The sequence below is a fragment of the Pantoea sp. X-Soil-YNGN-775 genome (assembly GCF_059730575.1).
In genome coordinates this window covers 2,342,056-2,356,128 of sequence record NZ_AP035945.1, presented here as the reverse complement: position 1 = coordinate 2,356,128, position 14,073 = coordinate 2,342,056, and the positions used below count along the sequence as shown (strand labels likewise).

At 54.9% G+C, this 14,073-nt stretch carries 11 protein-coding genes and 1 tRNA gene; 5 read left to right on the top strand and 7 right to left on the bottom strand.

The annotated features are described in order from the left end of the window. Both efeB and phoH read left to right on the top strand, forming a co-directional pair. A complete protein-coding gene (efeB, locus tag AC6I8I_RS11125) occupies window positions 1-1,278 on the top strand; it encodes an iron uptake transporter deferrochelatase/peroxidase subunit (RefSeq protein WP_497827843.1) in 1,278 nt (425 codons plus the stop codon). A gap of 582 nt (window positions 1,279-1,860) precedes the next feature. Then, complete coding sequence (phoH, locus tag AC6I8I_RS11120) at window positions 1,861-2,649, top strand: phosphate starvation-inducible protein PhoH (protein WP_312057319.1); 789 nt, start codon at window positions 1,861-1,863, stop codon at window positions 2,647-2,649. A 159-nt stretch (window positions 2,650-2,808) separates the two neighbouring features. Here phoH and AC6I8I_RS11115 read toward each other — a convergent pair. Beyond that, a tRNA-Ser gene (locus AC6I8I_RS11115) sits at window positions 2,809-2,896 on the bottom strand. A gap of 243 nt (window positions 2,897-3,139) precedes the next feature. Here AC6I8I_RS11115 and phoA point away from each other — a divergent pair. After that, complete coding sequence (gene phoA / locus AC6I8I_RS11110) at window positions 3,140-4,558, top strand: alkaline phosphatase (protein WP_497827842.1); 1,419 nt, start codon at window positions 3,140-3,142, stop codon at window positions 4,556-4,558. Between the two features lie 40 nt (window positions 4,559-4,598). Here phoA and msrA read toward each other — a convergent pair whose 3' ends face one another. From msrA to eptA, 6 genes are all read right to left on the bottom strand, one after another. Beyond that, window positions 4,599-5,132, bottom strand: coding sequence for a peptide-methionine (S)-S-oxide reductase MsrA (gene msrA / locus AC6I8I_RS11105; protein WP_497827841.1), 534 nt, complete (start codon window positions 5,130-5,132; stop codon window positions 4,599-4,601). Window positions 5,133-5,191: 59 nt separating this feature from the next. Further along, a complete protein-coding gene (locus AC6I8I_RS11100; protein WP_312757298.1) occupies window positions 5,192-5,758 on the bottom strand; it encodes a flavin reductase family protein in 567 nt (188 codons plus the stop codon). 127 nt (window positions 5,759-5,885) lie between these two features. Then, window positions 5,886-6,875 carry an aldo/keto reductase gene (locus tag AC6I8I_RS11095; RefSeq protein ID WP_312757296.1) on the bottom strand — a complete coding sequence of 330 codons (990 nt, stop codon included), beginning with the start codon at window positions 6,873-6,875 and terminating at the stop codon, window positions 5,886-5,888. 337 nt (window positions 6,876-7,212) lie between these two features. Beyond that, on the bottom strand, window positions 7,213-8,271 hold the full coding sequence (pmrB, locus tag AC6I8I_RS11090; protein ID WP_497827840.1) for a two-component system sensor histidine kinase PmrB: 1,059 nt from the start codon (window positions 8,269-8,271) through the stop codon (window positions 7,213-7,215). Further along, the gene (gene pmrA, locus AC6I8I_RS11085; RefSeq protein WP_312057327.1) at window positions 8,268-8,948 is read right to left on the bottom strand and encodes a two-component system response regulator PmrA; all 681 of its coding nucleotides are present in this window, start codon (window positions 8,946-8,948) and stop codon (window positions 8,268-8,270) included. The genes pmrB and pmrA overlap by 4 nt, the downstream gene beginning before the upstream one ends. Further along, window positions 8,945-10,579, bottom strand: a complete 1,635-nt coding sequence (gene eptA, locus AC6I8I_RS11080; protein ID WP_497827839.1) for a phosphoethanolamine transferase EptA — start codon at window positions 10,577-10,579, stop codon at window positions 8,945-8,947. The genes pmrA and eptA overlap by 4 nt, the downstream gene beginning before the upstream one ends. Window positions 10,580-11,025: 446 nt before the next feature. On the opposite strand from eptA, the gene otsB reads away from it, so the two are divergent. Both otsB and otsA read left to right on the top strand, forming a co-directional pair. Further along, window positions 11,026-11,814 carry a trehalose-phosphatase gene (otsB, locus tag AC6I8I_RS11075; RefSeq protein WP_497827838.1) on the top strand — a complete coding sequence of 263 codons (789 nt, stop codon included), beginning with the start codon at window positions 11,026-11,028 and terminating at the stop codon, window positions 11,812-11,814. Further along, window positions 11,811-13,247 carry an alpha,alpha-trehalose-phosphate synthase gene (gene otsA / locus AC6I8I_RS11070; RefSeq protein WP_497827837.1) on the top strand — a complete coding sequence of 479 codons (1,437 nt, stop codon included), beginning with the start codon at window positions 11,811-11,813 and terminating at the stop codon, window positions 13,245-13,247. The genes otsB and otsA overlap by 4 nt, the downstream gene beginning before the upstream one ends. Window positions 13,248-14,073: the final 826 nt, after the last annotated feature.

Below are 14,073 nucleotides of genomic sequence, written 5' to 3'. Positions count from 1 at the left end.
ATGAGTCGTCAGGAAGATGACGCGCAGCCCGCGCGTCGTCGTTTATTAAAAGGTCTGGGACTGCTGGGTGGGGCGGCCGCGCTGGGTGGCGGTTGTCCGTTTCACGCGGCCGCCGCCGACAGCTTTTCACCGGGCACGGTAACGCCGCAGGCGCGGCAACAGGCGCAGCCCTTTTATGGACCGCATCAGGCGGGCATCGTGACGCCACAGCAGGCGTCAATGATGCTGGTGGCGTTTGATCTGCTGAGCAGCGATAAAGCAGAGCTGGAGCGGCTGTTTCGTCTGCTGACCCAGCGCATCGCTTTTCTGACCGCGGGCGGTCCTGCGCCGCAGGTGACCAATCCGCGTCTGCCGCCGATGGACTCCGGCATTCTGGGTGCCACTATCGCCCCGGATAACCTGACAATTACCGTGTCAGTAGGGGATTCGCTGTTCGATGAACGTTTTGGTCTGGCAGCGCACAAGCCGAAAAAACTGCAGCGGATGACCCGTTTTCCGAATGATTCACTGGATGCTGACGCCTGCCACGGCGACCTGCTGTTGCAGCTGTGCGCCAATACCCAGGATACGGTGATTCATGCCCTGCGCGACATCATCAAACATACGCCCGATCTGCTGGGCGTGCGCTGGCGTCGTGAAGGGTTTATCTCCGATCACGCGGCGCGCAGTCAGGGGGCGGAGACGCCGATCAACCTGCTGGGATTCAAAGATGGCACGGCCAATCCGGATACCCACGATCGCGCCCTGATGAATCAGCTGTTATGGGTGACGGACGATCAGGATGAACCGGCCTGGGCGCGGAACGGCAGCTATCAGGCGGTGCGGCTGATTCGTTTTCACGTTGAGATGTGGGACCGCACGCCGCTGGGCGAGCAGCAAACCATTTTTGGCCGCGATAAGCTGAGCGGGGCGCCGCTGGGGATGCAGCATGAACGCGACATTCCGGATTACCACAACGATCCGGATGGTGAGGTGATTGCGCTGGATTCGCACATTCGTCTCGCCAACCCGCGAACCCCGGAAACCGCCAGCAGCCTGATGCTGCGTCGCGGCTACAGCTATTCGGCAGGGATTTCCGCTTCAGGTCAGCTGGAGATGGGGCTGCTGTTTGTCTGTTATCAGCACGATCTGGAAAAGGGCTTTATTACCGTCCAGCAGCGTCTGAATGGTGAAGCGCTGGAAGAATATATCCGGCCGTTTGGCGGGGGATACTTTTTTGTTCTGCCCGGCGTCGCCGATGCCAGCCATTATTTAGCCCAGCCGTTACTCGAAGCCTGATTAAATTTCATCCACTTCGCTCTGCCTGGCCTCAGGCGGAGCGTTTTTTGGTCTGATAGCGGCCAGAAGCATTTTTTCGCTCAGTTTTAGCTGAAATTTTAACGCGATTTTAAGTGTGACAAAATAAAATAAATTATTGAAAAATAATAAATAATTGGTGTTTCTCTGCTGAGGCGTTAACACCCGATTCGCAATTACTTTGCCATGAAGTAAAATTACTGTTGCAAAGCGCCAATAAAATGGTGCACTTTATCCAGTAAGCGTAATCAGACGTGTTGATGTATCACACTGGAGTTCGCGCATGGGTCGATTCTTTTATGGAAAGTCTGTCTCAGTAAATAGATTGCGCTTAACCGCGAGGGCTATTCTGCCTCGTAACATCCTCCTCTCTCCAACGTTCTCTCTGGTCATTTCGCATCCCTTTTTTACCGGTATACAGCAACGCTGTGCTGCTGCTGCATGCCTGATTTCATGGCCTGTCACGGCTCTAAAGGAAGCCAACTGAAACCTCTAAAGCGTTCACGTAATCGCAACGGGCCACTGGCCTGACGCGGGAAATGAAACCAACTGTAAGGTGCCACTATGGGAAGACAGAAAGCAGTGATCAAAGCGCGTCGGGAAGCAAGACGAGTGCTTCGCAATGACTCCCGGAGTCATCGTCAGCGTGAAGAAGAATCGGTCACTTCGCTGGTGCAAATGGGTGGGCTGGACTCGATTGGCATGGCGCGCGATGTGCGCGACCGGGGACCGATAGAAGCCCGTAATGAAGCTCAGGCACACTATCTCACCGCCATAGAAACGAAACAGCTGATCTTTGCCACCGGTGAAGCCGGTTGCGGCAAAACCTGGATCAGCGCTGCGAAAGCGGCAGAGGCCCTGATTCATAAGGATATTGACAGGATTATCGTTACGCGCCCGGTGTTACAGGCCGATGAGGATCTGGGATTCCTGCCCGGTGATATCTCCGAGAAATTCGCCCCTTATTTCCGACCGGTTTACGACATTCTGGTTAAACGTCTTGGCGCGTCTTTTATGCAGTACTGTCTGCGTCCGGAAATCGCCAAGGTCGAAATCGCCCCGTTCGCCTATATGCGCGGCCGGACCTTTGAAAATGCCGTGGTTATTCTGGATGAGGCGCAAAACGTGACCGCCGCCCAGATGAAAATGTTCCTGACCCGACTGGGCGAAAACGTCACGGTCATTGTGAATGGTGATATTACCCAGTGCGACTTGCCCGCTGGGGTGCCTTCCGGTCTCGCAGACGCGCTGGCGCGTTTCGAAGAGGACGAGATGGTTGGCATCGTACGTTTCGGCAAAGAAGATTGTGTGCGTTCTGCGCTGTGTCAGCGCACCCTGCACGCCTATAGCTAGCGTTTGATTGAGTAGCAGTGTAGCGCCCAAACCCGGCTTCGGCCGGGTTTTCTTATGGTGGGGCGGGGCTTCTTACCGTCGCTGAACTCTGCACAAAACTCTGCATAAAACTATGCATAAAAAAAAGCCTGAACTTTCGTTCAGGCTCTTCTTTGAATGTGGCGGTGAGAGGGGGATTCGAACCCCCGATACGTTGCCGTATACACACTTTCCAGGCGTGCTCCTTCAGCCACTCGGACACCTCACCACATTTTTTCCATTGACCGCGCCGGGTCAACGGAGCGCTACTATAGGGAGTCGGCTGAAAAGGGTCAAGCACTATTTTTCTCTTTTGTTCTATTCGCTTAAGCTCTGAACGAATCGATTTAGCGTTGCCCACTCCGCCGGTTTTGTCATCAAACTGAAATCTCAGTGACACAAAAACATCACCCGATCGTCGCAAAATTAACGCCTGAAATCATTGGTATTTTTTGCTTACAAGGATCGAATAATGAAAAAGCTTCCTCTGTTTACCCTCTCTCTGCTCGCCTCCGTGATCGCCACCCCGGCCCTGGCGGATGTCGACCTCGTTTCCCGTGCGGCGCAGGGCGATCTCAGCCAGCACGGCGGAGCACGTCGGCTGACCGGTGACCAGACTGAGGCGTTAAAAGCCTCGCTACGCAATAGCACCGCCAAAAACGTTATCCTGCTGATTGGTGATGGCATGGGTGACTCTGAAATCACCGCGGCGCGTAATCTGGCAGAAGGCGCAGGCGGCTTTTTTAAAGGTATCGATGCGCTGCCGCTGACCGGCCAGTACACCCATTATTCGTTAGATAAGAAAACCCACAAACCTAATTACGTCACCGACTCGGCCGCGTCAGCCACGGCCTGGGCAACCGGCACCAAAAGTTATAACGGTGCCATCAGCGTCGATGTTAATGGTCAGGATCAGATGACGCTGCTGGAGCTGGCGAAAGCAGCGGGCAAAGCCACCGGCGATGTCTCAACCGCTGAACTGCAGGATGCGACGCCCGCAGTGCTGTTCTCGCACGTAACCTCGCGTAAATGCTACGGACCGGAGAAGACCAGCGAACTCTGTCCGACCAACGCCGCAGAGCAGGGCGGTAAGGGATCGATTAGCGAACAGTTATTGAAAACCCGTCCCGACGTAACCTTAGGAGGCGGGGCAAAATCGTTCGCCGAGGTAGCGAAAGCCGGCGAATATCAGGGTAAAACGCTGAATGAGCAGGCGCAGGCGCTGGGCTATCAGCTGGTCAGCGACTGGCAGGGGCTTAACGCCGTCACCGTGGCCGATCAGCAAAAACCGCTGCTGGGTCTGTTCTCTGCAGGCAATATGCCGGTGCGCTGGCAGGGGCCGAAAGCCAGCTATCACGGCAATATTGATAAGCCGGTGGTGACCTGTGAAGTCAATAAGGACCGCCCGCTGTCAACGCCTACGCTGGCGCAGATGACCGCCAAAGCGATCGACCTGCTGCGTAACAATCCAAATGGCTTCTTCCTGCAGGTAGAAGGCGCCTCGATTGATAAGCAGGATCACGCGGCCAATCCTTGTGGTCAGATTGGTGAAACGGTGGACCTGGATGAAGCGGTCCAGCAGGCGCTGGCTTTTGCCCGTGAAGAGGGCAATACCCTGGTGGTAGTGACGGCAGATCATGCCCACAGCAGTCAGATTGTCGAGAACGGCACCAAAGCGCCGGGGCTGACGCAGGCGCTGACCACCAAAGACGGCGCGGTAATGACCATCAGCTACGGTAATTCAGAAGAGGATTCGCAGGAACATACCGGATCGCAGTTGCGGATTGCAGCCTATGGCCCGCATGCGGGTAACGTGGTGGGACTGACCGATCAAACCGATCTGTTCTTTACCTTAGGCAATGCCATGGGGCTGAAGCTGCCTGGCCAGTAAAAGACGATGCGGGGCGGTTGACGCCACCCCGCACACAACCTTAGCTCTTCACTTTATTGGCGAAGCTTTTGCGCAGCTTTTGCAATTTCGGTGGGATCACTGCCAGGCAGTAACCGTTACGCTGACCGGCACCGTCCCAGTAATCCTGATGATAGGCTTCGGCCGGATACCACTCTTTCAGCGGCTCGATGGTGGTCACCACCGGCACATCGTGATCGGCCTGGACGCGTTGAATCGCCGCACGGGCTTCTGCTTCCTGTTCGGCATTAGCCGGGAAAATCGCTGAGCGATACTGGGTGCCAATATCGTTGCCCTGACGATTAAGCTGGGTCGGATCGTGGGTCACAAAGCTGATATCCAGTAAATCGCCATAGCTGACTTTCTCCGGATCAAAGCCGATGCGGATCGCTTCTGCGTGGCCGGTGGCACCGCTGCAGACCTGTTCGTAGGTCGGATTAGGACGGGCACCGCCGGTATAACCGCTTTCAACGGACTCCACGCCGATCACATCCTTAAATACCGCTTCGGTGCACCAGAAACAGCCACCCGCGATCACTGCATATTCGATTGCCATAATGATTTACTCCTGTCAGGTCGAAAGAGGAAAATGGGGACGAAACCCGCCGCTTTCAACTAAATCAGCATCTCTGGTTTAAAGTCTTTGCTTTTATCCAGCAGTTTATCGCTCATCACGCTGAAGCGGCCTTCACCGGTGTAGTGCAGCGTAGTGGGATATTCCGGCTGTTCAGCGACGTGGGCTTTGACAATTTCAAAGATGAACAGGTTGTAATTATCGACCATTGAATCGTCATACAGCTGGCATTCGAAGCTGGCGAAACATTCGGCGATCATCGGTGCGCGTACCACCTGCGCCGGTTCAGCCGTCAGGCCAAAAGCCTCAAATTTATCCAGCTGGTCGCCGTGGCTGTTACCAATCGCCACCACCTGATCAATCAGCGAGGCTGAAGGCACGTTGAGCACGCACTGTCCGCTGTTGCGTATCAGCTCATGGCTGAAGTTCATGCCGGCAATCATACAGCCGACCAGTGACGGGGAAAATTCAAGCACGGTGTGCCAGCCGAGGGTCATGATGTCGTGCCGATCCTCAAACTGCGAGCTGAGCAGCAGCACCGGGCCCGGCTCGAGATATTTACGCGCTTTGCTGACCGGAAAAGCGTATTTGTGCATGCGTTGACTCATGGCGGAACTCCCTGAACGGAATGTAGCCATTAAGTGTAGAGCACCACGCCGACGCAGCGCGGGTGTCAGTCCGCAGAATCAGCAAAAGCGCTGCCGGACGCGGTTCAGCGCCCGGCAGCCGCGGCTCTTAACGGCCAACCCGCGCCTGTAGCGCCGCAGGATAGCGGTCGCCTTGTACCTCAACAGCAGCCAGCGCCTGGTTGATGCGCTGCAGATCTTCGGCGCTAAGTTGCAGCGCCGCAGCCTGCAGGTTTTCCTTCAGGCGGTGCAGTTTGGTGGTGCCCGGAATCGGTACAATCCACGGTTTTTGCGCCAGCAGCCAGGCGAGCGCGATCTGTGCCGGGGTGACGGCTTTATCCTGAGCGATAGTGGCGAGCAGATCGATCAGAGCCTGATTGGCGGCCAGCGCCTCAGGAGAAAAGCGCGGAACCTGACTGCGGAAATCGTCGCTGCCAAAGGTGCTGTCAGGCTGAATCGCGCCGGTCAGGTAGCCTTTTCCCAGCGGGCTGAACGGCACAAAGCCGATACCCAGCGCCTCCAGCGTTGGGATCATCTCTGCTTCCGGCTCACGCCACCACATCGAATATTCACTTTGTAGCGCGGTAACCGGCTGGACCGCATGAGCACGTCGCACGGTCTGCACCCCGGCTTCGGATAAGCCAAAGTGTTTCACCTTGCCTTCAGCGATCAGATCGCGGATGGTGCCCGCGACATCTTCAATTGGCACTTCGGGATCAACCCGGTGCTGATAATAGAGATCGATCACCTCGGTTTTTAATCGGCGTAGCGATCCTTCTATTGCCCGGCGAATCTGCTCCGGCCGGCTGTTAAGGATCTGCTGTTTGTTATCCTCGCCAAAGGTGAAGCCAAACTTAGTGGCGATGACCACCCGATCGCGAACCGGAGCCAGCGCCTCGCCGACCACCTCTTCATTCAGCCACGGGCCATAAACTTCAGCGGTATCGAAAAAAGTGACGCCCTGATCGACGGCGGCGCGGATTAGCGCAATCGCCTGCTGCTTATCGGTTGCCGGACCGTAACCGTGGCTCAGTCCCATGCAGCCGAGACCGAGGCTGGAGACTTCAAGCCCTGACTGACCTAATTTGCGGGTTTGCACTGTTGCTCTCCTCTGAAAACGTTGCGGGGAATGCCTGAGAATAGAGCACGGCGCGCGGGCTGATTAGTGGCTTAAAAAGAGATGGGTTTATGAGCACTGCTCATAAATAGCCGGGGAGAGGGCGTTTATCTGATGCGATCAACACGAGCTTAAGGTTTCCTTAATGTGGCGCGAGGATACTCCGGTTTCAACATGAGGAGAATGCCATGAAATCTGCTACCACTGCGGTAATTACTGCCCCTGTCCGGCCTGTCAGTGAATATGCCGCGCTGCTGATCGCCGCGACGACGGTGATCCTGTTTCTGGCGGCATGGTTTAGCGCCTGATTCGGCAGCCATCAGAATTTAATTACCGCCCGGCAGCCACTGCGGTCGCGGCGGTTCTCTAAAAAGAACTGAAAACGATGCAGCTGCACAATGCGGCTGACGATGCTTAATCCCAGCCCAATCCCGCCGTAACGACTGTCCATGCGGATAAACGCTTTACTCAGTTCACCACTTTTACTTTCGTCAATGCCAGGACCTTCATCTTCTACCGTCAGGGTCGGTTGTTCGCCCGATGCCAGCCGCAAAATGATTGCACTGTTTTTAGGGCTGTAGCGATGGGCGTTCTCGACCAGGTTACGCAGCAACATTTTCAGCAGCGTTGCGTCACCGCGCACAAACACGTCCTCTGGCAGATCGAGCGTCAGGGTTTGCTGGTGTGCATCCAGCATGCTGCTCAGTTCCGCTTCCATCGGCAAAATCACATCTTCAATCAGCGCCACGTTCTGATAGGTGCCGGAGGTGAAGGACTGTCCGGCGCGCGCCAGCTGGAGCAGCTGCGACACGCTGTTGGTCATCTGATCGAGCCGTTGCAGTAATGGCTGAACCCTGACGTCGCTGTTGCGTTCAATCAGTTCCAGATGCAGCCGCAGGCCGGCCAGTGGCGTACGCAGCTCGTGCGCCACATCGGCGGTAAACAACCGTTCGCGCTCCAGACTGTTATTCAGCCGCGCCACCAGCTGGTTAATCGCCTGGGTCACCGCATCAATCTCCTGTACCGGACTGTGGCAGGCTATCGGGTCGAGGTTCTCTTCGCTGCGGTTTTCCAGCTCACGCTGCAGCTGATACAGCGGGCGGGTAATCCATTTTACCGCCTGATAGCAGAGCAGTAGCGTCAGGCTGATCATCACCAGGCTGGGCACCGCCAGGCTGGCCACCGCTTCATGCACCTCGCGTTCGACATGACGATCCATGTTGCGCTTTTGCAGCTGCGCTTCGACCAGAAACTGAATTTGCTCTTTGCTCTCATGCCACAGCCAGGCGACGCTGATCACCTGGAACACCAGCAGAATCAGGCCAATGGTCAGGATCAGGCGAAAGCGCATACTGCGATGGTCAATGCGGGATTTCATGGTACCTCGCGAATCACGTCAGCCGTCACCAGCGCATAGCCAAAGCCGCGCACCGTGCGGATGGCGCTTTTGCCAATTTTGTCACGCAGGTTGTGAATATGAACCTCCAGCGTATTGGTAGACGGCTCGGTTTCCCAGTTATAGATATCCTGATAGAGGATTTCGCGGTGCACCGGATTGCCCGCTTTCAGCATCAGGCGGGAGAGAATCGCATACTCTTTCGGCGTCAGGTCCAGCAGCGTGCCGCCCAGCGTTATCTGGCGATGTGTCATATCCAGCGCCAGTGCGCCGACCATCAGCTGGCTGTCGCCCTGGTTCACGTGACGGCGGATCAGGGCGCGAATGCGCGCCAGCAGTTCATCCAGCGAGAAGGGCTTGATCAGGTAATCGTCGGCACCGGCGTCCAGCCCGGCGATACGTTCGCTGATGGTGTCGCGGGCGGTAAGGATCAGCACCGGCGTCATTTTCTTCTGCCGGCGCAGGCGCAGCAGAAAATGCAGTCCGTCTTCATCCGGCAAACCCAAATCCAGCACCACCAGGCTATACAGGCCAGTGGAAAAATGCGCTTCGGCATCCCGCACCGTGGTGACGCCATCACAGACGTAGCCTTCGCCCTCCAGCGCCAGCATCAGGCCCTGCAGCAGCAGCGCATCATCTTCTACAATCAGAATTTTCATTGTGGTCGGCTCCGACACATCGTCAAAATGTCATCCGCGGGCAGATATTCATGGGTCGCGGTGCCGGTTAAACCCAGCATGGTGGAAAACAGATTATCCTGCGAAAAATCGTCTGTCGCCGCCAGTTTAGTCAGACAACCACGATTCACCGCATAACGCTGCTGATAATCATCGGACAGCCAGATCAGCATCGGCACATGTTTCTGGGTATCGGGGGCGATAGCGTAGGGCAGACCATGCAGGTATTCGCCATTTTCGCCCAGCGATTCGCCGTGATCGGACAGATAGACCAGGCTGGTGGTAAAACGGTCCTGATGGGCACGCAGCACGCCAATCGCCTTGTCGACGATGTGATCGACATTTAATAAGGTGTTGTCGTAGGTATTGACCAGCTGCTGCTGTGAACAATCCTGGATCTGATTAGTGTCACAGGTCGGGACAAACTGACGCAGCTGCGGCGGATAGCGATGGCTGTAGGTCGGGCCGTGGCTGCCGATGGTGTGCAGCACGATCACCGCATTACCCTTGAGCTGATTAATGTAGTCATCCAGGCCGTGAAACAGCACGTCATCGTAACACTCACCGTTAATGCACATGCCGGGCAGGTTCAGGCTGGTCATATCCTGATGCGGCACGCGGTCGCAGGCGCCCTTACAGCCGCCATCATTTTCATTCCATAACACGCTGATGCCGGCGCGCTGAATGATATCCAGCAATCCTTCCTGATGGGCGGCCAGCACGTCGTCGTAATGGGCGCGCGGCATATTCGAAAACATGCAGGGCACGGACACCGCCGTCGCCGTACCGCACGAGATAGTATGCGGGAAATAGATCACATTATCTTTAGCCAGCAGCGGATTGGTCTGGCGGGCATAGCCGCCCAGCGAGAAATTCTGCGCCCGCGATGTTTCGCCAACGATCAGGATGGTCAGATTCTGTTTACCGCCGTTAAGCCGCTCAGGCAGCTGATGGGCATCTTCGCCGATTCGCACCAGCGGCAGGTTCTCCAGCTGCTGATGCTTATACCACGACAGGCTGGCGGCGATGCTGTTGGACGGACTCAGCGCCTTCACCAGTTCGCGATTATTGCGAAACAGCGAGGCGTAATCTTTATAAAACAGCAGGGCGACCAGCAGAATGATCGCCACCGAGATCGCTATGCTGAGCAAACGCTGCATCGCCCCGCGCCAGTGTTGCTTTTTCAACCGCGGCCAGAACACCAGCAGCGCCATCAGAACGCCGGAGGTCAGCAGGGTAAACAGCAGCTGCGGCGTGATCAGGGCAAACGATTCGGAGGCGGTGGTGTCCATCATATTGGTGATCATCGAGCGATCGACCACGATGTTATAGGTCTGGATAAAAAACTGGGCGGTGGCAGAAAGCAGAATAAACAGCGCAATCAGGACCCGATCGAGCCAGAGAAACGAGGCAAGGGTGATCACAATGTTGATTACGCTGAACGCCACCAGCGGCATCGACAGGAAGACCAGCGTGGCGTGCAGGCTGGTCAACGGCATCAGGGCCAGAACCTGACGGTAATAGGCCAGATTAAGGAAAACCGCGATATAGACCGCAGCAAGGATCAGCAGAGTAAGGCGGCTGATGACCGGCCTGTTGAATGAAAACGCCATGATCAAAAAAGTCCGAATATCAAAAGTGTGCTGAGAGTGCACTTTCAATATTAGGAATACCTTAAGAAGCTTAAGCTTGCTCCGGTTTCAGCGGTTCAGGCAGGCTCAGCTGGCCAGGCTCCAGCCGGCGCTGGCGCGAAAACACCGCAGCGGCGCCGGCGGGCAACCGAACACCTCAGGCGGGTTGTGCTCACTTAACCGCAGCGGCTGGCATGAAACATGCATCTTTCTGGCATAAACCCTATTTCCGTCTACACTTAATCGGTAGATGTTCTCAGTCAGCCAGTATTGTCAGTAATGAGCTTGCAAGTTTGAGGAGAGTGACCTGTTAAATCGCCCTGTTTTGCCCCTCAATCGCCACGTTATCAGAATTTCCCTCTTGCTGACCCTACTGCGTCAGGACATCCTTGATTTGAACTCAAATTTCGAAATTCAGGAGAAGTGACGTGACCCAAGCGGTAAACAGCTCTGACACGTTCCCGACGCTGGAAGGCGGACGTTACGCCTTCTTTTTTGATGTCGATGGCACGCTGGCAGCGATACAGTCCCGTCCCGAAGCGGTGTTTATTCCTGAACAGGTTGTCGCGCAGTTGCTGCAACTCTCTGATGTTAGTCACGGTGCGCTGGCGCTGGTTTCTGGTCGGCCGATTGCGCAACTCGACGCCCTGGCTGCGCCGTGGCGCGGTCCTGCCGCTGGTGTCCACGGTGCAGAACGCCGTGATGCAGATGGGGAGATGCACCGCATTAGCCTGCCGGTCGAGGTTGAACAGGAACTCAGGACGGAACTGCAAAACGCGATGGCGTTATGGCCTGGCACCCAGCTGGAGATCAAAGGCATGGCCTTTGCGCTTCACTATCGTCAGGCAATACAGCATGAGCAGGATGTGATGCGACTGGCTGAACAGTCAGTGAAACGATTTCCGGGGCTGGCGCTTCAGCCGGGCAAATGTGTGGTGGAGATAAAACCCTTAGGTATTGATAAGGGCGCCGCCATTCGTGATTTTATGCAACAAGCGCCTTTTGCCGGATGCATTCCGGTATTTATTGGAGACGACCTGACAGACGAGAAAGGCTTTGCGGTGGTAAACGCCATGCAGGGCATTTCGATTAAGGTCGGCGAAGGTTCCAGTCAGGCACGCTTTCGGCTGAATAACGTCGAGGCGGTATATCACTGGCTGGAACGAACATTATTACGATTAAAGCAAGACAACGTCGGTAAGGAGTTTAGGTTATGAGTCGTTTAGTGGTTGTATCTAACCGTATCGCCATTCCAAATGGGGCTAAAACCAGCGCAGGCGGTCTCGCCGTCGGCATTCTGGACGCGTTGAAAAGCACAGGCGGATTGTGGTTTGGCTGGAACGGTGAAATCAGCGAGTTCTCCGGTGAAGAAGAAGATGATGTTTCGGTCCAGCAGCACGAGGGTATCGAATACGCCTCCTTCCCGTTAAGCCAGAACGAATACGATCTCTACTACTGCCAGTTCTCAAATACGGTTATCTGGCCCGCCTTCCATTATCGTCTTGATCTGGTTAAGTTCCAGCGTGAAGCCTGGGAAGGCTACTGCGAAGTTAACGACGCGGTAGCTCAGCGGTTAAAACCGCTGATTAAGACGGATGATATTCTGTGGATCCACGATTATCATTTCCTGCCTTTTGCGGCGGCACTGCGTCGCGCCGGCATTAATAACCGTATCGGTTTCTTCCTGCATATTCCGTTCCCGACGCCAGAAATCTTCAACGCCCTGCCGCCGCATCAGGAACTGCTGGAAATGCTGTGCGAGTATGACCTGCTTGGCTTCCAGACCGAGTCGGATCGGGTCGCCTTCCTCGACAGCGTTAGCCAGCTTACGCAGTTGCAGAATAAAGGTGACAAAAAGCATCGCGCTTTCGGCAATACCTTTATGACTGAGGTTTACCCTATCGGGATTGAACCTGACAGCATTAAAGAGATGGCGGAAGGGCCGTTGCCACCGAAGATGGCGGCGATGAAAAAAGAGTTGGGTGACGCGCGCAATATTATTGCCTGTGAGCGTCTCGACTATTCTAAAGGACTGCCGGAACGCTTCCTGGCCTACGAAGCGCTGCTGGAGAACTTCCCGCAGCACCGCGGTAAAATTCGCTATTCGCAGATTGCGCCGACTTCGCGCAGCGATGTGCAGGCCTATCAGGATATTCGTCACCAGCTGGAAACCGAAGCAGGGCGCATTAACGGTAAATACGGCACGCTGGGCTGGACGCCGCTCTACTACCTTAACCAGCATTTCGACCGCCGACTGCTGATGAAAATCTTTCGCCTGACCGATGTGGGTCTGGTGACGCCGCTGCGTGACGGCATGAACCTGGTGGCGAAAGAGTATGTGGCGGCGCAGGACCCGGACGATCCAGGTGTGCTGGTGCTGTCGCGCTTTGCCGGTGCGGCCAATGAGCTGACCTCAGCGCTGATCGTCAACCCGTATGACCGCGACGAAGTGGCGGCAGCGCTCGACAAAGCGATTACCATGCCGCGTACCGAAAGAATTTCACGCTACAACGACATGATGGCGGTACTGCGTAAAAACGATATTACCGCCTGGCGCGAGAACTTCCTGAAAGACCTGGAACGCATTGCGCCACGCAGTGCTGACCACGGCACGGTAAATAAAGTCGCGACCTTTCCAAAACTCGCCTGATTAGCCGCTGCCAGGCCACGACATCGTCGGATGTCGTGGCCTTTTTTACAGCCAGCGCGCGCTGTATCCTTCCGTTACATTCAGACACCTTCGCTGCCGTTACCTTTGCCTCGCGCGGTGTTCGCCTGATGCCTGAACCGCTGGCAGATCGGCCAAAAAAAATCAAATGCGCGAAAAAACGACTGATAAGAGGCTTAGCCTGCTTTCTTTACCTTCTTAACTCAAGTTTAGCTGCCGCCTGCCGATACTTGTCAGGCTGATTAAAACTCTCGCCGATTCATTCAACTTGCTTATGTAACCCATTGTTACATCTGATGTCGTATACTAAACAGACGACTGCAACTGTTAACGTCAGGCTGCCAGTGAGTGCCAATACTGCCGTAAAAACCTTAACGCTTTCATTACTCACCCTCTGCGATACTTACCTTAAGTAACTAATTTAAAAGCGATTGGTCACGGCATTCAGTAGCATAATATTCTGATATGACTGTTTTAAATGGTTCTAAATAGTGTGTTAAATCGATTAACACCGACATTAGATCGGTCGGCTATCAAACCGTGGAATAGAGCCTGTTTTACCCCCTATTAAACCTTTCTCAGGACCAATTCGACTTAAAATCGTCAATTTTTGCTTAAAAAATGAGCAACAGACAAATGATCGTAAAGGGTTGCTGAAGAAATTTGCCTTAAAAGTGTGATCTGCATCACACTTTATCTAAAATTTCACATTACTGTCGTTGTATGTGGAAATCAGACGATATAGATTTGCCTTGTTTTCGGATTAGTCTTAAAAAATGTAAGAAGACGTCACGGAAGATGGTTACAA